The organism is Mesorhizobium sp. BR1-1-6, from assembly GCF_020165355.1.
GTDB lineage: Bacteria > Pseudomonadota > Alphaproteobacteria > Rhizobiales > Rhizobiaceae > Mesorhizobium.
The window spans coordinates 252,300-272,800 of record NZ_JAIUHZ010000003.1; the positions used below are offsets into that span (position 1 = coordinate 252,300).

The window sequence follows — 20,501 nt, forward strand, 5'->3', positions numbered from 1 at the left end:
GATGGCGCTGCTCAGGACGGAAAAACTCAACAAACGCTTCGGCGGCCTTCATGTCGCCGCCGACGTCAGCTTCTCGCTGGAGGCCGGCAAGATCCACTGCCTGATCGGGCCGAACGGCGCCGGCAAGAGCACCTTCTTCAAACTCCTTCTGGGAGAGCACCAGCCCTCGAGCGGGACGATCCTGTTCGACGGCGAGGACATCACGCACCTCAAGCCGTTCCAGCGCATCAACCGGGGCATGAGCGTGAAATTCCAGGTGCCGGGCATTTTCGGCGCGCTGAGCGCCCGCCAGAACCTCGAAATCGCCCTGCAGCACCGTGTCGGGCCAGCGACGCTCGACGAGGAAGTTGAGCGGCTGCTCGATTTCCTGCAATTGCGGCCGGTGGCGCTTCAGCTGGCGGGCAACCTCAGCCATGGCTTCAAACAGTGGCTGGAGATCGGCATGGCCATCAGCCTCAAACCCAAGCTGCTGCTTCTGGACGAGCCAACCGCGGGGATGTCCCCCGAGGAAACCTTCATGACAGGCGAGATCGTCAAGCAGCTCAACGCCGAGGGCATGACGGTGCTTGCCGTCGAGCACGACATGGCGTTCGTTCGCCAAGTCGCCCAGCGGGTCTCCGTCCTTCATTTCGGGCGGCTGTTCGCCGAAGGCACGATCGACGAGATCGTCGCCGACGATCGGGTCGCGGCCATCTATCTGGGACAGAACCATGACTGAGGCCCTGCTCCAGATCAAAGGCCTTCGCGCCGGCTATGGCGGCAAGCCGGTCCTGCAGGGCATCGACCTCGAGGTCGCCAAGGGCGAGATCGTGGCCGTCATAGGCCGCAACGGCGTCGGCAAATCGACCCTGATGAAGACCCTGATCGGGCTGGTCGACAGCATGGCGGGGACAATCCGGCTGGATTCGACCGAGCTGACGGGACTGACGCCATTCCGCAGGGCGCGGCTCGGGATAGGCTACGTCCCGCAAGGGCGAGACGTTTTCCCCCGCATGTCGGTTCGGGAAAACCTCCAGGTCGGGGAATCCATGAAGGGGCGCGTCGCGCCCGACATCTACGAGCACATCTACCAGCTCTTCCCCATCCTGAAGGAAAGATCGAAACAGCAAGCCGGGACCATGTCCGGCGGCCAGCAGCAGCAGCTCGCCATCGGACGCGTCCTCGTCGGATCGCCGCGACTTCTCCTGCTCGACGAGCCGTCCGAAGGCATCCAGCCGTCGATCGTGCAGGACATCGGCCGCATCATCAAGCAACTCAACAGGGACAGCGGCATGACGATCATGTTCGTCGAGCAGAACCTCGACATGATCAAGGCCTTGGCCCAGCGCTGCTACGTGATCGACAAGGGCAGGATCGTCGCGCATGTGACGCCGCACGAACTCGAAGACCGCGACACCATCAGGAAATACCTGGCCGTCTAGGCCGGATCATAAGGAGAGAGACAAATGTCCTGGCTTGAAAACTCGATCATGGCTAGACGGGGCGTCGCCAAGGGAAAGGTCAAGACCGTCCACAACATGACGGAGGCCGACCAGGGGAAGTACCACTATGTCTACGGACCCTATGTGGAGCCGGTGCTGCGGGTCGATCCCGGCGCCGAGGTGTCGGTGGAGACACATGACGCGTTCGAGGGCGTCATCAGGAAGGAAACGGACGTACCCAGCAAGCTTCTGAATTTCCCCTATCTCAATCCACAGAACGGACCGATCTTCGTCAACGGCGCGGAAAAGGGTGACTGCCTGGCCGTTTACATCAAGGAGGTCCGCCCCCGCGGGGAACAGCCATGCGGCACCACCTGCCTGATTACCGAATTCGGGGGGCTGGTGGGCACCGGCGATACGGCCGTGCTCAACGCACCCCTTCCCGAGCGGGTCAAGAAGCTGCATGTCGATGCCAAGAAGGGCGTGGTCTGGAACGACAAGATCACGATCCCCTACGAGCCCTTCATCGGCACGATCGGCACCTCCCCGGAGATCGAGGCGATCTCCTCCCTGCAACCGGACTATTACGGCGGGAACATGGATCTGCCGGATGTCGCACCCGGCGCCGTCATCTACCTGCCGGTCAATGCGGCCGGCGGCCTGCTCTATCTCGGCGACTGCCACGCCAACCAGGGTGACGGCGAGCTTTGCGGCGTCGCCATCGAGCACCCGACCGTGACGACCGTGCAGATCGACCTTATCAAGGGCTGGAACTTCAAATGGGCCCGGCTCGAGAACGAGAAGTCGATCATGACGATCGGTTCCGGGCGTCCGATGGAGGACGCCGTCCGCATCGCCTATCGCGAACTGGTCCGCTGGATGGCCGCCGAATACGGCTTCACCGAGCTCGACGCCTATATGCTTCTGACACAGGTCGGCCGGGTCAGGCTGGGCAACATGGTGGACCCGAAATACACGCTGGGTGCCTCCATCCTGAAGCACTACCTGGCGTGACGATCTTTTCGAAGCCGGATCTTCGGTGCTGAACTAGCGCGGCCGGTTCATCGCCAATGTCGGTCATGTCCTGCGCACCGAAGGCAACAGAGTGCTGTCGGCGTTCAGTCTGCGACCATCATTGCAAAGGATCCGAGAGCACGCCCTCGACAACAATTATATCGTTGATCGACGCGTCTTTCCGAAGGGCAATCGCCTTCCGGTATTCCGGGGATTCGTAGCAGGCGAGCGCGGTGTCGTAGTCCGGTAACTCGATGATGATGTTACGGTCCCGCCCCTGGCCTTCCACAACCTTCGAACGCCCTGCCCTTACAAGATATCTGCCGCCATACTTGCCGAACAGCTCGAGGATGCAATCCAGTAGGCTTTCTGTTTCATCTGACTCTCCTCCGGCGACGACCGTTTCCTAGCGTAGACAACTCCGCGGTCACGCGCGCCGCCGCGTGCGCCGTTGTCCAGAACCCGCTGGCAGGCAAGGCTGCCGAAGACCTGTTGGAGCTTGTCTCCTATGGCGCCGAACCCGGAGAACTGCTCGTGCGCGAGGCGGCGATGCTTCTTTCGAAACCCGTCGTCTCCTATGGCAAGGCCGCTATTGTCGGTCCTGGCGGAGACATCGAACATGCCGCAGCGACGCTGCGCAACGCGCTTCGGTCGTCGCGCCCTCCACTTCCTTGCTTTCATCCACCTCGCCGCAGCAATGCTATGGATGCGCTGAATGTCGATTCAGCCTAGTTCTGGCAAGCGCCGCGCTGCGGCGTGCCGCGCGTTTGGCGCGGCGAAGACAGCCTGGCGTATTTGCGCAACCTCTATGAGGAGCGCTTCCCTGTTCCCCGTTCGATGAACCGGCCACGCCCGGGCTTGCCCACGAACGACCCGCCATCTGCGACGACCTCGCCGCGGCTGATCGTCATTTGCGGATATCCACGCACCGATATGCCGTCGTAGGAGCTGTAATCGATGTCGGAATGGAGCGTCTCGGCCGAGAACGTGAATTCCTTGTTCGGATCGAACACCACCACATCCGCGTCGTAGCCGGGCAGGAGCTGACCCTTTTTGGGGAGGCCGAAGATTTTCGCAGGGTTGGTGCAGCACACCTCGACCCACCTGTTGAGGCTGAGCCTGCCTGCGTTCACGCCGAAATGATGAATCAGCGCCAGACGGGCCTCGATACCCGATATCCCATGGGCGGGTTGGCCCGGGGGCCGCTTGCGCGGACCATGGTCGGTGGACACGATGTCGAGAGTGCCGTCCGCGAGAGCCTGCCAAAGCGCATCTTGATGGCGCTTCTCCCGTATCGGCGGGCTGGTCTGGATGGAGAAACCGTTGGCCAGGGTTCGCTCATAGTCGTCGCTGGTGTAAACCAGATAGGCCACGCAGACCTCGCCATACACGCTCTGACCACGTGCTTTGGCGTGCCTGATCTCGCGCACGCCTTCCTCGCAGGTCTGGTGATAGAGGATCAGGCGGGCGCCGGTGTAGGCCGCGAAGGCTATCACGCGATGGACGGCCTCGCCTTCGGTCGCGGAAGGAAGTGTCGACAGATACCACTCCGTGCCGGTCTTGCCTTCCTTCGCCAGACGGGCCTTCAGCATCCTGATGATGTCGTCGTTTTCGGCGTGGACCACCGCGAGGCCGTCGCGTTCGGCGATGACTTCCATCGCGCTGAAGATGGTGGTGTCGTTCAGCCGATAGCCGTCATAGGCCATGAACATCTTGATGGAGGTGACCCCGCGATCGAAGATGTCGTGCAATTCTCCAATTCGCGACGGGTCGGTGTCGCGTATCGTGAGGTTGAACGCATAGTCGATCACCGCCTCGCCTTCGGCCTCCTTTTGCCGGACATCCAATTCCTTGACGAGATTGACGCCGGCATAGGGCGACGCGAAATCGACGAATGTCGTCACGCCGCCGATCGCAGCGGCCCTGCTGCCGACCCCGAACGAATCCGCACCCGGCGTATAGAGCGGGGCGTAGCGCGGGTCAGTCAGATGCACATGCGCATCGATGGCTCCGGGAAGCACATAACGACCCCGCGCGTCGATTTCCCTCTGCCCGACCAACCCCTGCCCAATGGCAGCGATCTGTTCGCCGTTTATAGCCACATCGGCAAGAAACGTATCATTGGCGGTGATCACCGTGCCGTTTTTGATAGCCAGATCGTAGCTCATGGAGTTTCCACCTTCAGCTTGGTGAGAATTCAGAGGGGCGCACCGCGTGATGCGACGCCGATAGGGGCAAGGTCCCTGCCCTCCCAGAGATTTCGGGAGGGCGTGAACCGTCTTCCAGTCGACGGCGAGCCGGCGCTGTCTAGGCCGCCACGACTGCGTAATCCTTGGCGAAGATGAACTCCGACGGGTGCTTCTCGAAGCCCTTCACCTTCTTGTCCATCACGGTCTGCTGGTCGCGCCAGTAAGGCTGGATGATCGGGCTTTCGTCCTGCAGGATCAGCTCGATCTTCTCCATCACCTTGGAGCGCTCCTTCGGATCGAGGATGCCCTCGGCCTGGGTCAGCAGCTTGTCGAATTCGGCGTTGGAGAAATGCGACTCGTTCCATGCCACGTTCGAGCGGTAGGCCAACCCCAGCGTCATGATGCCGAGCGGCCGATGGCTCCATCCCGTGATGGAGAACGGAACCTTGGTCCATATGTCCCAATATTGGGCATTCGGCAGGGTCTTGATGTTGATCTTCACGCCGATGTCCTTGAACTGCTCGACCAGCGTCTGAGCCATGGCGACCTCATAGGCCGGTTCGGAGCGCGTGATCATGTCGTGCTCGAACCCATCCGGGAATCCGGCGTCGGCCAGAAGCTTCTTCGCTTTCTCGACGTCTCGATCGATCTTGGGCAACGGAGCATACTCCGGATGCGACGGGGCGACGTGGTGATCCTCCCCTTCCGCTCCACCGCCGAGCAGGGCCAATTGAATGATCTTGTTGCGATCCACGGCGAGCCTCATCGCCTGGCGCACGCGCTTGTCGGCGAACGGACCTTCCGGGTGCATGCGCGCGACCGTCGTCTGGGCCGACGGGACGCTGTAGACGGCAACATGCGGGAAACTCTTCATCGAGTTGATTTCGACGCGATCCGCAGTCGACAGGCCATCGACCTGTTTCGAGGCCATGGCGGCGATGCCGGCCCCGGCGCCGTCACCAAGATCGACGAAGGCGAACGTGTCGAGGTACGGGCCTCCGCCCCAATAGTCCGTCCTGGCCTTGAACTTGGCGTTCTTTCCGATGTTGTACTCGATGAGTTCGAACGGCCCGGTTCCGTTCGTGCCGACGCCGAACGCACCATTGTTGTTGGGATCGATGATCGGCATCGCGTAGTGGAAGAAATGTTCCGCCACCGCCACCTGGGGCGACTTGCAATTCAGCCTGACGGTATGATCGTCGACCTTCTCGATGGCATTGTCGGACCACAGGCGGCTCGACATCTTTGCGTTGCCCTTGTCGTCCTTCTCGCCCGTATCGTACTGTTCGACGAGGTAACCCGTCATCAGGCCCAGCATCGAAGAGCCGACCTTGGGATCGCAGACACGCTTGAGGTTCCATACGACGTCGTCGGCGGTGAAGTCCCTGCCGTCGTGCCATTTCACGCCCTTGCGAACATGCAGCGTCCAGGTTTTCAGGTCGTCGCTGACATCCCATTTCTCCAGAAGGTAAGGACGGGTGATGTTATCGCGATCGGTGAAGGTCAGAAATTCGCAAACCTGGCGGATGACGTTGGACTTCTCGTAGAAGTCGACGGTGTGGGGATCCTTGATCTCCTGGCAACGCATGCCGATCCGCAGATTTCCACCTTTCGGCATATCCTCGGCGCGAGCCTGGGACATAGGCTCGGGCAGCCCCGCCATGGCATAGGCGGCCGTCGCCGAAAGCCCAAGCAGCGTTGCCTTCCTGAGAAAGTCGCGGCGGCCGATCCGGCCGTCCTTCATCTGGTCGAGAAGCGTAGGAATATAGGGATGCGATGCTTTTTCCACGGTATTACCTCCCAGTTGCCGCAGGTCTAGATCATGCGATAACCCTTTTGGCGCGCCACGATTTTCATAATCAGGCCCGCAGTCTCTTGCCATCGGGGTCGAAAGGCGGCCGGTCGAGCAACACGGCCTTGTGCGGGTGGCCGAGGATCGCGACCGTGACCGCTTCTCCGGACTTGACGGAGCCCGCCTTCACGTAGCCAAGCGCCAGCGACATGCCGACATGGTAGCCATAGGCGCCGGACGTGACTTGGCCGACCGGCGTGCCGTCCGGCAGGAAGATCGGCTCGCCGCCCGTCGCATCGGCATCCTCCGCCTCGATCGAGATCATGATCAACTCGTCGCGCGCCGGCTTGGAGGCCAGCGCAGCATAGGCGCCCCGATTGAGGAAGTCGCCCTTGTCCATCTTGACCAGCCGGTCGAGCCTGACCTCCTGCGGCCAGTATTCGGGCGAATATTCGCGACCCCAACTGCCGTAGCCTTTCTCGACCCTGAGTGACATCAGCGCGCGCGAGCCGACCGGCCCGCCGCCTTCCTGCCGCGCGGCGTCGAGCAACGCGCTGTAAAGGGCAGTCTGGTCCTTCTCTTCGCAGTAGAGTTCCCAGCCGAGGTCTCCGGTGAAGGAGACGCGCAATGCGATGACATCGACGCGTGCAACGGTGATGCGGCGCGATGCCATGAAGGGGAAGGATTCGGTCGTCAGATCGTCATTGGCAAGTCGCTGCAGCACCGCGCGCGACTTCGGTCCGGCAACATTAAAGCCGCACATCGCCTCGGTCAGCGAGCGGAACGTGGTGTCTGGAGGCAACGGCACCATCTTGAAGAAGCGCTGATGGTAGCGTTCGGCCATGCCGGAGCCGAAAATGCGATATTCGTCTTCGCCGAGCTTGGTCACCGTGAAGTCGCCGGCAATGCCGCCGCGCTTGCCGATCAGCGGCGTCAGGCAGGATTTGCCGACCTTGGCAGGGATCTTGTTGGCGAAGAGTGCGTTCAGCCAAGCCTCGGCACCCGGCCCCTTCACCTCGTATTTGGCGAAGTTGGAAACATCGATAACGCCGACGTGGTCGCGCAGCATGCGCGCCTCGCGGCCGACGGGATGCCACCAGTTCTGCCTGGTGAACCCTATCGTCTCTTCTCGAGGCTCGCCGTCGGTCGAGAACCACAGCGGATGCTCCCAGCCGAAATTCAGGCCGAAGACTGCGCCCTTATCCTTCTGCATGGCATAGGCCGGTCGCGTCCGCACCGGCCGCCCTGCCGCGCGCTCCTCATTCGGGAAATGGATCTTGAAACGGTGGCTGTACTGATCCTGCACCCGCGCCTTGACGAAGGCCTTGCTTGCCCAGTGGCCGAACCGGGCGAGATCCCAGCCGAACATGTCGAGCGTCGGCTCGCCCTCGATCATCCACTCTGCGGCGAGTTTGCCGAGTCCGCCGGATTGCGAGAAGCCAGGGATGAGGCCGTTGCAGCAGAAATAGTTCCTCAACTCCGGCACGGGACCGAACAGCGCCGCGCTGTCCGGCGACCAGATCATCGGCCCGTTGATGACCTTCTTGATGCCCGCGGCGCCAACCGCCGGCACGCGGGCGATGGCGCGCATCATGTTTTCCTCGATGCGCTCCAGATCGTCGGGGAAGAGCTCATGGCCGAAATCCAGCGGCGTGCCGTCCTCCGCCCAGAATTTCATCGCCCGCTCATAGGCGCCGATCAGCAGGCCAAGGCCCTCCTGGCGGAGGTAGTATTCGCCGTCGCGGTCGGCGACCGAAGGCAGGCGCCTGCCCATATTGGCGATTTCCGGGATGGTCTCGGTCACGAAATACTGGTGCTCGGTGGGGATCAGCGGAAGTTCCAGCCCGGCCATGGCGGCGACCTCGCGTCCCCACAGGCCGGCGGCGTTGACCACCCATTGCGCGTGCACGTCGCCTTTGGTGGTGCGCACGATCCAGCTGCCGTCCGGCTGCTGCTCCGTTCCTGTCACAGGGGTAAAGCGGTGGATCTCTGCGCCGCGCTGGCGCGCGCCGGCGGCATAGGCCATCGTGACGCCCGAAGGATCGACGTTGCCGCCCTCGGGTTCGTACATGATGCAGCGTATGCCATCGAAATCCACCAGCGGGTGCAGCCGCTCAGCCTCGGCCCGGTCGACCTCGTAGAAATTCATCTTGTAGCGGCGGGCCTTGGCCTCCTGCAGCCTGAGCTGATGTTCCCGCGCCTCGGTCTGGGCAAGGTAGAGCGATCCCGGCTGGAAGACGCCGCAGCCCTGCCCCGTCTCCTTCTCCAGCTCCTTGTAGAGCGCCATCGTGTAATGCTGCAGACGGCTGATGTTGGTGGAGTCGTGCAGGCCGTGGATGTTGGCCGCGGCGTGCCAAGTCGAGCCCGAGGTCAGTTCATCGCGCTCGAATAGCACGACATCGGTCCAGCCATGTTTCGCGAGATGATAAAGGATGGAGCATCCGATCAGACCGCCGCCGATCACAACAGCCTGGGCATGGGTCCGCATTTCACGTGTTCCTTTTGGCTCTAGGTCCGAGGGCAGGCAGATTTGCAATTGGCATGATGGTGACTGAGGGCTGGGCTCGGCTTACGTTCGCCGGCATGACCTCACTTTTTCGACTATCGGCAGTGTAGAAAGCCCGACAAATGGCTGTAAAGCCTGCAATTGGGCGCCAATCCCGGTTTCGGCTATGATTTTGGCCAAAAAAAACGAGGTCATAGCCACATTAATCTTCGTTTGTGGACAGGGGGGCCCGGTGTAGCTTCTAGTGGGGAAATGAGCAGCTGTATCAACGGCGCCACGAATGGGAGCCACCGCTATGGACATGCATCCGCGGCATGGGGACAGGCCGGTTTTCCGGCAAGCCTTTTCGCCGACCACGCATTGTCACCACGGGCCTTGGAGTTGCGCGTCCGCCAGCGAATTCGGTTCCTTGCCGACCGAACGGCAGCGCCGGGACGCCCATCCAACCAGCGCATTGTGACAACTCGGAGGTCAATATCTTGGATAAGGCTCCACACGCGTATATCCCGACACTCGTCGATCAGCTCAACGACTGCGCGATCAGCCGCAGGGACTTCCTGCGCAAGTCGACGCTGCTCGGTCTTTCGGCCGGAGCGGCCTATGCCATGGCCGGTCTCGTCGACCCGTCGACGCAGGCCCGCGCGCAGGATTTGCCGAAAGGCGGAAACCTGCGCATCGGCATGCGCTGCATGGAGATCAAGGACCCGCATCTGGCCGACTTCGCCGAGAAGTCGAACATCATTCGCCAGGTCTGCGAATATCTGACCTTCACCGACCGCAACAACATCACCCGTCCCTATCTGCTCGAAAAGTGGGACGTCAGCGACGACCTGAAGACTTGGACGCTGCACATCCGCAAGGACGTGAAATGGCGCGACGGCAGAGCGCTGAACACCGACGACGTGGTCTGGAACCTGAAGCGGGTCAGCGATCCGGCTGTCGGGTCCTCCGTGCTCGGCCTGTTCACCGGCTACCTGGTCGAGGAATACGACACCGGCGAAAAGGACGACAAGGGCAATCCCAAGAAGTCGAGCCGGCTGTGGTCCGACAAGGCGATCGAGAAGGTCGACGACAGCACGGTGCGGCTCAACCTGTTCTCGCCGCAGATCGCGGTCGCCGAACACCTGTTCCACTATCCTATGTTCATTCTCGACCCGAAGGACAACGGCGCCTTCGGTCCGAGCGCTAATGGCACCGGAGCGTTCGAGATCGTCGAATACACGGTCGGCAAGGGCGCGAAATACAAGGCGCGAGCTGATTATTGGGGCGGCGCGCCGCATCTCGACACGTTCGAGTTCGTCGACCTCGGCGACAATCCGGGCGCCGGCATCGCGGCAATGGCCTCCAAGCAGGTTGACGGACTGTCGGAAGCCGACGCGGTCCAGATCAATTCTATGAAGGCTTTCCCCCACGTCGCGATCCATAAGGTCGAAACCACGCAGACCATCGTGATGCGCATGCATCCCGACGTCGAGCAATTCAAGGACAAGCGCGTGCGCCAGGCCATGCGCTACGCGATCGATCGCGACAAGATCATCCAGACGGTCCTGCTCGGCGCCGGCACGCCGGCGGAAGACCACCACGTGGCGCCGTCGCATCCCGAGTATGCCGCGCTGCCGAAATGGCCGCGCGACATCGAGAAGGCAAAGAAGTTGATGGCCGACGCCGGCCAGGGCGATGGCTTCGAGATCGACGTCGTGACAAGGCCCGATCCGATCTGGGAACTGAACACGACACAGGCGATGGCCGAGCAGTTGAAGGACATCGGCATCAAAGCCAACATCAAGTCGCTGCCGAGCGCCCAGTATTGGGAAGTGTGGACCAGCGCGCCGTTCAGCCTGACGGCATGGGGGCATCGCCCGCTCGCCATCATGACGCTCGGCCTAGCCTACCGCACCAATGGAGCGTGGAACGAGTCGCATTTCTCCAATGCCGAGTTCGACAAGCTGCTCACCCAGGCCGAAGGCATCCTCGACCCGAAGGAGCGTTCCAAGGTGATGGAGAAGATCGAGCTGATCATGCAGGACGAAGGGCCGATCGTGCAGCCATTCTGGCGCATCTTCTCGACCGTGATGGACAAGAAGGTGCAGGGTTTCGAACTCCATCCTTCGCAGTATATTTTCGCCAAGGACTACGCGGTCGTCGCCGCCTGACCAATTTGCCCGGCCGCCTTCGAGGCGACCGGGCATTCAACCCCGATTGCATCAGGAGCGGACATTCCGGCCGATGGCGAGATTCGTTGCGAGACGACTGGCGATGATGCTGCTCACCATGGTGGCGGCTTCGTTTCTTGTTTTTGCCGTCTGTGAATTCACGCCGGGCAGCGTCGCGCGCAAATCCCTCGGGCCTTTCGCGACCCAGGAACAGGTCGATTTCCTCACCAGGAAGCTGAAGGCGGATGATCCGCTGCTGGTGCGTTACGGCCGCTGGGCGGGCATACTGCTCGGCGTCATTCCGGACCCGCTTCAGGACCCCAGCACCGGGCTCAATTTCACGGACCCGCGAGGCGCCCAGTACTTCGGCAATTTCGGCTATTCGACGCTCAACAAGCTGCCCGTCAACGATGTGATCTGGGACCGGCTCGGCAATACGGCGATCCTGGCCGGACTGGCCTTCCTGTTGATCGTGCCCTTGTCGATTGTCTTCGGCATCCTGTCGGGCCTCAAGGAAGGCGGCGTACTCGACCGGGCATTGTCGATCATATGCATCACCTTCACCTCGATCCCCGAATTCGCTTCCGGCGTTTTCCTGGTTACCCTGTTCGTCATCCTGTGGCCGGTGCTGCCGGGCACCAGTCCGCTGGATTCCGACGGCGGCTGGTCCATTCCATCGCAACTCGTGCTGCCGGTCGCGGTGCTCGTCATCTACGACTTCGGCTATGTCGCGCGCATGATCCGAGTCTCGATGATCGGCGTGATGGAAAAACCTTTCATCCGCACCGCGGTGCTGAAGGGCATGAGCACGCGCCAAGTGGTGATGCGCCACGCCCTACGCAACGCCATGATCGCGCCTTTCACGGTGCTTCTGCTGCAGATCAACTTCCTCATCAGCGGCGTGGTGGTGACGGAACTCGTCTTCGCCTATCCCGGCTTCGGTCGGCTGCTGCTCGACGCCAGCCTGTTCGGCGACATCGCGACCATCGAAGCCGCCACGCTGATCACCGTCGCCATCGCGGTCACGACGCAGTTCCTCGGTGACCTCGGTTACATGCTGCTTGACCCACGCATAAGGTTGAAATGAACGCAGTGGCCGAACAGAGAGCGATGGACGGGACGGCTGCCAAGCCGACGGGCAGGACGCGCCTGAAATGGGCGCGGATGCTGCGCTCGCCGACCGCGATGATCGGATTATTCCTGGTGGGCTTCTGGGTACTAGCAGCGATCCTCGCGCCGGTCCTGCCGCTCTACTCGCCGACCGAACAGGACGTGATGGCGCTCGCCGACCCGACGCCTTCGGCCGCGCATTGGCTTGGCGTCGATATCCTCGGCCGCGATGAGCTGTCGCGGCTGATCTTCGGCGCCCGCACCGTGCTGGTGGTGGCGCCGCTCTCCGTCGCCATCGCCATGATAGTCGGCATCACGCTGGGAATGATCGCTGGTTATTACGGGGGCTGGATCGATGCCCTCATCAGTCGGCTGTCCGACATCATCCTCGCCTTCCCGGTGCTGGTCCTCTACGTCATACTGATCGCCAATATCGGCCCGTCCGTCTTCAACATCGTCATCGCCTCGACCGTCGCTTCGGCCCCGGGCATCGGGCGAATAACGCGAGGGCTGGTGCTCGGCCTGAAGGAGCAGGAATACATCGCTGCGGCTAGGCTGCGCGCCGAAAGCACGCTCTACATCATGCTGGTCGAGCTGCTGCCCAACTGCCGCGGCATGCTGATCGTCGATGCCTGCCTGCGCATCGGCTACACGATCATCACCATCGGCATCCTCGGCTTCCTCGGCCTCGGCCTGCCGCCGCCCAACCCCGATTGGGGCGGCATGGTCAAGGAAAGCACGACCGTGCTCAACGTCTGGCCGCTGATGTCGGTGCTGCCGTCGATTGCAATCGTCAGCCTGGTGCTCGGCTTCAACCTCCTGGCCGACGGCCTGCGGGAAGCCTGGAAGCCATGATTCCGACTGCTGACATATTGGCGCCAGCGCCGAAGGGGCAAGCCGCGGACGCCCCGCTGCTCGAGGTCCGGGACCTGCGCATCGAGTTTCGCGCCAAGGCGGAGACCGTCGTTGCCGTGCCAAGCTTGTCGTTCGAGGTCAGACCGGGCGAAAGTTATGGGCTGGTCGGCGAATCCGGCTGCGGCAAGAGCACGACCGCGATGGCCATCATGGGCTATCTCGGCGCCACCGGCCTGATCGCCGGCGGCAGCATCCGCTTCGAAGGCGAGGATCTGGTCGGCGCGCCGGCACACAGACTGCGCTCCATGCGCGGGCGGCGCATCGCCATGGTCTATCAGGATCCGATGAGCGCGCTCAATCCGGTCAAGACCATCGGCGCGCAGCTTGCCGAAGTGCCGATGCTCCATCTCGACGCCAGCCGAACCGACGCGCTCGACATGGCGGCAGCCATGCTGAAGGACGTGCGCCTGCCAGACGCCGGCGACATGCTGAAGCGGTATCCGCATCAGCTTTCCGGCGGCCAGCAGCAGCGGGTCGTGATCGCCATGGCGCTTCTGGGCAGGCCTTCTCTGCTGCTGCTCGACGAGCCGACCACCGGCCTCGACGTCACGGTGGAATCGGCGGTGATCGACCTGATTGGGGAGCTGCGCCAGCGCTACGGCACCAGCCTGCTGTTCATCTCCCACAATCTCGGCCTGATCGCCGAGAGCTGCGACCGCGTCGGCATCATGTATTCCGGCGAACTGGTCGAAGAAGCGCCGACAGGCGAGCTGTTCGGCCAACCGCGGCACCCCTACACGCAAGGGCTGATCGACTGCATTCCCGACATCGACCACGGCAAGCACAGCCGCACGCTGGCTGCCATTCCGGGTCACATCCCGCTGCCCTCGGAGCGGCCGCGCGGCTGCCTGTTCGGGCCGCGCTGCGCCGGTTTCAAGGCCGGCCTGTGCGACCAGCCCGGAATCATCCTCGAACCGGCGGGAGAGCACCATCTGGTGCGCTGCGTGCGCTGGCCTGAACTCGACCTCGGTCGCCGCGACCTGCCGACGCTGGCCGAAGAGAGAACGGCGCCGGAGGCCGCAATAGCCGTATCGGATGTCACCAAGCTCTACCACCTCAGCAACCACAGGACGCTGAAGGCCAACGAGCATGTGTCTTTCGAGGCCGGCAAGGCCGAAATCGTCGCGCTGGTCGGCGAGTCCGGTTGCGGCAAGTCGACCCTTGCGCGCATCGTCACCGGCCTCGACCGCGCCACATCGGGTGAAATCCGCATGGCCGGCGAAAACATCGCAAAGATCGAAGCAGCCTCTCGGCCTAAACAATTGCTGCAATCGATCCAGATGGTGTTCCAAAATCCGGATTCGACGCTGAATCCCTCGCACAGCGCCGGCTTCTCCATCCGCCGATCGTTGAAGAAATTCGGCATTCGCACGGGCAAGGCAGCCATCGACCAGCGCATGCGCGAACTGCTCGAGATGGTGCGGCTTTCGCCGGACTTCGCGGCGCGTAAGCCAAGCCAGTTGTCGGGCGGACAGAAACAGCGCATCGCCATTGCCCGCGCCTTCGCTTCCGACCCGTCGCTGATCGTCGCCGACGAGCCGGTATCGGCGCTGGACGTCTCGGTGCAGGCGGCGGTGGTGACGCTGCTGCTCGACATCCAGCGGACCCGCCACGCGACGATGCTGTTCATCAGCCACGATCTGGCGCTGGTGCGCCATGTCGCCGACAAGGTCGTGGTCATGTACCTCGGCAAGGTGATGGAGAAAGGCACGGTCGATGAAATCTTCGGCGGCGCCACCCATCCCTACACCGAGGCCCTGATTTCGGCGATCCGCAGCACGAAAGCGGAAGGCGCCGGGCGCAGGCGGATCACGCTGACCGGAGACACGCCTAGTCCCGTCAACGTTCCTACCGGCTGCCGCTTTGCCAGCCGGTGCCATCGCAAGGTGGGTCCTATTTGCGACAGCGAGCCGCCGCCGATCCGCACAATGTCCCCCACGCACGAGATCGCCTGCCATATCCCGAAGACGGATCTGGCCGCGCTCACCCTCATGGACGAGGCGCGTGGCCCTAAATGAGGACATGGTCGCTGGCCCGTCTCTGGCGTCAGGCGGAACGATCGCGCGCCATCCTGCCGATCATGGCGCTCATCTGCCTGGCCGGCATCGGCAGCTCCATGCTGACGACGGCCGTGTCACTGGCCTTGAGCGCGCCGGGCATCGCGCCCCCAAACGTGCAATTGGTGCTCACCGCCTACCCGCTCGGGTTCCTCGTCGGTTGCCTCATTGCTCGTCCACTGGTGTCGCGGGTAGGCCACGAGCGCGCCTTTTTCATCATAACCGTGATCGCGGCGATCGGCACATCAGGCTTCGTGTTCACCGATCTGCTGCCGGCATGGTTCTGCTTCCGCCTGCTCGGAGGGCTGGCCATGGCGGCCATGTTCGTCGTGTGCGAAAGCTGGATCAACCTTTATGCTGACCAGCACAATCGCGGCAGGCTGTTTTCCGTCTACATGATGACAACAGCGATCGCCGTGCTGCTCGGCCAGGTGCTTTTGGAGATCGTCGGGGCGCACTCGCCCCATCTGTTCGGGGTCAGCGCGGCCACGGTATTAATGGCAGTGCTTGCACGCTTCGTCTCAAAGCCATGGCCTGCCCTGCCTGCTCCGCAGTATGAACCGTCCGTGCCGGACATCCCGGCGAAGGAAGAGCGTTACGGCGTCATCCAGTTGCTGCGGCTGGCGCCCGTTACGGTGGTCAGCGTCTTCCAGGCCGGCGTCACCAACATGAACGTTTTCGTTCTGACCCCGATCTATGGCGCCAAGATCGGGCTATCCGCCAGCGCGACCGTCGGCCTGGTGACGACCGTCAGCATCGCCGGGATGCTGGCGCAAACGCCAGTCGGATGGCTCTCGGACCGGTTCGACAGGCGTGTGATACTGCTCATCCAGGGCCTGCTTTCGGTGTCGCTCTGCGCATCCATCGCCTGGATCGGAACCAGGCCGCTGCCATTCCTCTTCCTGCTGTTCTTCATCTATGGCGCCACGGCGCTGACCGTATATCCGGTGGCGATAGCCTTCGCCAATTCGCGAATGCACAGCCGTCATATGGTTGCCGCTTCCGGCACGTTGCTGCTGCTCTATTCAATCAGCAATATCCTGACGCCCGGCCTGTCCGCGGCGCTCATGGAGCACACCGCCCCGCAGGCCATGCTGTTGGTGCTCGGCACCGGCGGCATTCTGGTGGCAATCGCGGCTTGCATCAACTTGCGGCAGCGCCCGGTGGGGATTGTGGTCGTGCAGCCCTCGGGAGGCGAGCCGTGACAGCCGCCGCATCCCCCCTGCCCGGCCGCCTGACCGGCAAGGTCATTCTGATCACCGGCGCCGCAAGCGGGATCGGCGCCGCGATCGCACGCCGATGCGTCGAGGAGAACGCTCGCGTCGCCTGCGCGGATCGCGACATGGCGGCAACGCAGGCGCTTGTCGCAAGTCTCGGATCGAACGCCTTGGCGGTCGGCTGCGACGTCACCGATCCGGATTCGGTCAAATCCGCGGTCGCCACTACAGGCCGGGCATTCGGTGGGCTGGACGGTCTGGTCCACAATGCCGCCGCCCCATCGACCGACGGCACGGTCGCCGATCTCGCGCTCGACAAATGGCGGCTGGAGCTGGACGTCAGCCTCACCGGCGCCTTCCTGGTCTCCAAATTCGCAGTGCCCTTGATGGCGGCCGGCGGCGGCGGCTCGATCGTCCTGATCGGCTCGCAATTCGCGCGCGTCGCCGTCGGCAAGGCGGTGGCCTATTGCGCGGCCAAGGCCGGCCTTATGCATCTCGCCAAGGCCATGGCCGTCGACCATGCCGGGCAACACATCCGCGTCAACAGCCTGTCGCCCGGCGCTGTCGCGACCGCGCGCCTGCTGCAACGCTGGCCGGACCTGAAGGCGGCCGACGAGGGTCTCGGGCCGGCGCATCTGCTCGGGCGCATTGCCCAACCTGAAGAGATCGCCGCCGCCTGCGCCTTCCTGCTTTCGTCCGATGCCTCATTCGTCACCGGCACGGACCTTCTCGTGGATGGCGGCTATGCCGTACGCTGAACCCCTTTCCGGTATTGGAGGTTGATCCGATGACCCTGCTCGTCACTGGCGGCACCGGCTTCGTCATGAGCGTCGTCGCCCGCGCCTGGCTCGACCGCGACCCGACCGCGCGGGCTGTGATCCTGGACCGGTCTAATCTCGACGCGGCCGCCGAAAAGCATTTCGCGCCGATGCGCGATAGGCTCACCGTCGTCAGCGCCGATATTCTCGACCCGAAGACATGGTCCGCCGCGCTGGACGGGCAGAACATCTCGGCCATCGTGCACGGTGCGACCATCACCCCGATCTCGCGCGGCAGCGCTTCGGAAGCCAAGCGGCAGCCTGAGGCCGAGGACCCGGCGCGCATCGTCGACGTCAATCTCATGGGCACGGTGCGCATGCTGGACTGGGCCCGCACGCGGCCTGCCCTGAAGCGCTTCGTCTATGTCAGTTCCGGCTCCGTCTACCGGCACAACGGGCCGGACTGGAGCGGCGAGCCGCTGCCAGAGGACGGCTATGTCGCGCCGCTCACGCTCTACGGCATCTCCAAATTCGCCTCCGAAATGGTGGCCAATCGGTACGCCGACCTGTTCGGTCTGTCGGCGATCTCGGTGCGTCTCGCGTCCGTCTATGGGCCGATGGACCGCGCCACGGAGAGCCGGAATTTCCGCCATGTTCCAAACCGCGTCGCGCACATGGCATTGGCCGGCGAGACGATCAGGCCGAACAGCCTTGAATCGGTCGGCGACTACGTCACTTCCACCGATGTCGCCGCTGCCATTCTGGCGCTGATCGACGCGCCGCGCCTCAATTATCGCCACTACAATATCGGTTCCGGCGGCGGCCAGACGATCGGCGACATCATCGGGTGGACGCGCGAGCGGGTTCCAGGTTTGAAGGCCGAGGTCAGCGCCGGCGCCGATGCCAATATCGTCCAGGACACGTCACTGAAAGGCGGCATGTGGGGGGCCTACGATATCGCCCGGATCATGCGCGACACCGGGTGGCGGCCGCGCCCCGGCAAGGAAGCCTTCCACGCCTATATGGATTGGATTTCCGCCAACGAGACGAATTGAGAGGGATTGCCATGGCACCGAACGCTGCTTCACATCCGGCGAACGCCCAGCCGCGCGACTTCGTCGGCTATGGGGCGAACCCACCCTATGTGATCTGGCCGGGTGGCGCGAAGGTCGCGATCAACCTCGTGCTGAACTACGAGGAAGGCTCGGAATACAACTGGCTGGACGACGGCCGCAACGACAATTGGGGCGAGTACAACAACAACGGCACATCACCGCACCGCGACCTCGGCACCGAGACGCATTTCGAATATGGCAGCCGGGTCGGCGTCTGGCGGCTCGCCCGGCTTTTCGACCGCTACAACGTGCCGATCACGGTTTCGGCCTGCGCGGTGGCGCTGGAGAAGAACCGCGCCGTCGCCGAATGGATGAATGCGCGCGGCCACGACCTGCTCGGGCATGGGCTGCGCTGGACCGACTATCCCGGCATGCCGCGCGAGGAAGAGGAAAGGCAGTTGCACGAGGCGATCACGCTCTACCAGAAGGTGCTTGGCCGCCGGCCGCTGGGCTGGAATTGCCGGTCGTTCCCGAGTGTCAACACACGTGACCTGCTGGTGCGAGAGGGCGGCTTTCTCTATCACTCCGACCCCTGCAACGACGAATTGCCCTATTTCGTCGACCATGGCGGCCAGCGCATCCTGGTCGTGCCCTATTCCAAGACGCTCAACGACAGCCGCTTCCTCATCGCGCCGGGCTACAGCAACCCGCGCGACTTCGCCGAGGATTGCCGCTCGGCGATCGACTACATGCTTTGGGAAGCCGACGAGACCGGCGGGCGCATGCTGAACATCTGCGTGCATGCGCGCTGGATGGGTCAGCCGAACCGGGCTGCGGGCCTGCGGGCGGTCATCGAGCATATACAGAAAACGCCTGGCGTTATCTTCATGCGCCGGGCCGACATCGCCCGCTACTGGATTGACAATCAGGACAGTTTTACCCGCAGACAGGGCCACTAGCAGCGGAGATGCGTCATGTTTGAGACGCTCATCACAGGCGCCACGATCATCAATGCCGATGGAGAAGCGCGCCGCAACGTCGCGATCCATGGCGGCAGGATCGCCGCCCTGGTCCAGCCCGGAGAATCCGCCGAGGCGCGCACCCTGATCGACGCCGCCGGCTGTTTCCTGTTGCCTGGGCTGATCGATGCGCATGCGCATCTCAGGGAACCGGGACTGACCCACAAGGAGGACTTTTCATCCGGCACGCATGCGGCCGCACTCGGCGGGGTGACGACCGTGCTCGACATGCCGACAGACGAGCCCTGGACGGCGACGGCGGATCAACTCGCCGACAAGATGGCGCTGACGACCGGAAAACTGAATGTCGATGTGGGTTTCCAGGCCGTGCTTACCAAGGATTTTGGCCTGATCGCCGCCGTGGCCGAAATGGCGCCGGTCTCGTTCGAGCTTTTCACCGCCGACGTCCCAAAGGATTTTCTGTTCCAGACGACGGATGCGGTGCTGCAAGCCCTGAAGGTGATGGTGCCTTTCGGCACGACAATCGGGGTGTCGCCCGGCGACCAATCGCTGCTCGAAGGCAGCATGGCACGTGACCATGACGGCCACATAGCGGCGTTCCTGAAGAGCAGGCCACCGGCGGCGGAGGCCAACGGCATTGCCCGCGCCGTGCTGGCAGCGACCGAGGCCGGCACCCGTATCCATGTGCGGCAGATCAATTCGGCGCTCGGCGTCGAGACGTGGCACCGCCTGCGGGATCTGGCCGATGCCAGCGTCGAGACAACGCCACAAAGCCTGTTTTTCACGGCGCACGACTATGAGACCCAGGGAGCCACGCTGAAGGGCTCGCCACCGTTGCGATCGCCGGAAGATGTCCGACGCCTGCGCGAGGCCGTTGCCTCTGGCATGATCGATGTCATCGGCACAGACCATGCGCCGCACAGCCCACGGGAAAAGGCCGCCGCCTATCCCGCATTCGCCGATATTCCAGGTGGCATGCCAGGTTTGCAGACGCTGCTGCCCGTGATGCTGAAGCTGGCAGACGAAGGCCTGATCGGCATCTCCGATATCGTGCGGATGTGCGCGGCCAACCCCGCCGACCGTTTCGGGCTGGGCAAGCGCAAAGGCCGGCTCGCCGTCGGGTTCGACGCCGATATCCTGCTTCTCGACCCCAAGCGGACTTTCACCGTGCGCAACGCGGACCAGAAATCCAAAGCGAATTATACACCGTTCGACGGCTGGAGCGTGTCGGCAACTTTGCGGCAGGTATTTCTTCGAGGCGTGGAAATCGTCCGCCACGGCATTTTGACCCGGCCGGGGCAAGGCCAGGTGGCGCGGCGGGAAGGCTAAGGCAG

The 20,501-nt window shown here is 63.1% G+C and carries 17 protein-coding genes; 13 read left to right on the forward strand and 4 right to left on the reverse strand.

Annotation, left to right across the window (positions count from 1 at the left end; genetic code table 11):
- Position 1: 1 nt before the first annotated feature.
- From LB545_RS09120 to LB545_RS09130, 3 genes are read left to right on the forward strand one after another with little or no spacing between them, the layout of a single operon-like run.
- On the forward strand, positions 2-718 hold the full coding sequence (locus LB545_RS09120) for an ABC transporter ATP-binding protein (protein ID WP_140581631.1): 717 nt from the start codon (positions 2-4) through the stop codon (positions 716-718).
- Positions 711-1,421, forward strand: a complete 711-nt coding sequence (gene urtE, locus LB545_RS09125; RefSeq protein ID WP_140581628.1) for an urea ABC transporter ATP-binding subunit UrtE — start codon at positions 711-713, stop codon at positions 1,419-1,421. Before LB545_RS09120 ends, urtE begins: the two co-directional genes overlap by 8 nt.
- Positions 1,422-1,445: 24 nt before the next feature.
- Positions 1,446-2,435: an acetamidase/formamidase family protein gene (locus LB545_RS09130; protein WP_140551882.1), complete on the forward strand. Its 990-nt coding sequence runs from the start codon at positions 1,446-1,448 to the stop codon at positions 2,433-2,435.
- 118 nt (positions 2,436-2,553) lie between these two features.
- Here LB545_RS09130 and LB545_RS09135 read toward each other — a convergent pair whose 3' ends face one another.
- Positions 2,554-2,724, reverse strand: a complete 171-nt coding sequence (locus LB545_RS09135; protein WP_246678959.1) for a DUF1330 domain-containing protein — start codon at positions 2,722-2,724, stop codon at positions 2,554-2,556.
- 176 nt (positions 2,725-2,900) lie between these two features.
- Here LB545_RS09135 and LB545_RS31165 point away from each other — a divergent pair, with 176 nt between their 5' ends.
- Positions 2,901-3,167 (forward strand): amino acid synthesis family protein, encoded by a 267-nt coding sequence (locus LB545_RS31165; protein WP_411971075.1) that lies wholly within the window; start codon positions 2,901-2,903, stop codon positions 3,165-3,167.
- Between the two features lie 74 nt (positions 3,168-3,241).
- Here the strand turns inward: LB545_RS31165 and hydA are convergent, their stop codons facing one another.
- The 3 genes from hydA to LB545_RS09155 all read right to left on the reverse strand — a co-directional run bounded on the left by hydA (position 3,242) and on the right by LB545_RS09155 (position 8,904).
- Positions 3,242-4,603, reverse strand: coding sequence for a dihydropyrimidinase (gene hydA, locus LB545_RS09145; protein ID WP_140581626.1), 1,362 nt, complete (start codon positions 4,601-4,603; stop codon positions 3,242-3,244).
- Between the two features lie 139 nt (positions 4,604-4,742).
- Positions 4,743-6,413, reverse strand: a complete 1,671-nt coding sequence (locus tag LB545_RS09150) for an ABC transporter substrate-binding protein (RefSeq protein WP_140581623.1) — start codon at positions 6,411-6,413, stop codon at positions 4,743-4,745.
- A 70-nt stretch (positions 6,414-6,483) separates the two neighbouring features.
- A complete protein-coding gene (locus LB545_RS09155) occupies positions 6,484-8,904 on the reverse strand; it encodes an FAD-dependent oxidoreductase (protein WP_140581620.1) in 2,421 nt (806 codons plus the stop codon).
- A 497-nt stretch (positions 8,905-9,401) separates the two neighbouring features.
- Here LB545_RS09155 and LB545_RS09160 point away from each other — a divergent pair, with 497 nt between their 5' ends.
- The 9 genes from LB545_RS09160 (at position 9,402) to LB545_RS09200 (ending at position 20,496) form a co-directional block, all read left to right on the forward strand.
- The gene (locus LB545_RS09160) at positions 9,402-11,075 is read left to right on the forward strand and encodes an ABC transporter substrate-binding protein (protein ID WP_224704897.1); all 1,674 of its coding nucleotides are present in this window, start codon (positions 9,402-9,404) and stop codon (positions 11,073-11,075) included.
- A gap of 73 nt (positions 11,076-11,148) precedes the next feature.
- The gene (locus LB545_RS09165) at positions 11,149-12,162 is read left to right on the forward strand and encodes an ABC transporter permease (protein ID WP_140581615.1); all 1,014 of its coding nucleotides are present in this window, start codon (positions 11,149-11,151) and stop codon (positions 12,160-12,162) included.
- Positions 12,159-13,040 carry an ABC transporter permease gene (locus LB545_RS09170; RefSeq protein ID WP_224704900.1) on the forward strand — a complete coding sequence of 294 codons (882 nt, stop codon included), beginning with the start codon at positions 12,159-12,161 and terminating at the stop codon, positions 13,038-13,040. The genes LB545_RS09165 and LB545_RS09170 overlap by 4 nt, the downstream gene beginning before the upstream one ends.
- On the forward strand, positions 13,037-15,118 hold the full coding sequence (locus LB545_RS09175) for an ABC transporter ATP-binding protein (protein ID WP_140581612.1): 2,082 nt from the start codon (positions 13,037-13,039) through the stop codon (positions 15,116-15,118). Before LB545_RS09170 ends, LB545_RS09175 begins: the two co-directional genes overlap by 4 nt.
- A complete protein-coding gene (locus LB545_RS09180) occupies positions 15,115-16,362 on the forward strand; it encodes an MFS transporter (protein WP_140581608.1) in 1,248 nt (415 codons plus the stop codon). Before LB545_RS09175 ends, LB545_RS09180 begins: the two co-directional genes overlap by 4 nt.
- Positions 16,359-17,132 (forward strand): SDR family NAD(P)-dependent oxidoreductase, encoded by a 774-nt coding sequence (locus LB545_RS09185; RefSeq protein WP_140630272.1) that lies wholly within the window; start codon positions 16,359-16,361, stop codon positions 17,130-17,132. Before LB545_RS09180 ends, LB545_RS09185 begins: the two co-directional genes overlap by 4 nt.
- A 29-nt stretch (positions 17,133-17,161) precedes the next feature.
- Positions 17,162-18,187, forward strand: coding sequence for an NAD-dependent epimerase/dehydratase family protein (locus LB545_RS09190; RefSeq protein ID WP_140581602.1), 1,026 nt, complete (start codon positions 17,162-17,164; stop codon positions 18,185-18,187).
- 11 nt (positions 18,188-18,198) lie between these two features.
- A complete protein-coding gene (locus LB545_RS09195; RefSeq protein WP_140581599.1) occupies positions 18,199-19,146 on the forward strand; it encodes a polysaccharide deacetylase family protein in 948 nt (315 codons plus the stop codon).
- A gap of 15 nt (positions 19,147-19,161) precedes the next feature.
- Entirely contained in the window at positions 19,162-20,496 is a 1,335-nt protein-coding gene (locus tag LB545_RS09200) for a dihydroorotase (RefSeq protein ID WP_140581596.1), read from the forward strand.
- Positions 20,497-20,501: the final 5 nt, after the last annotated feature.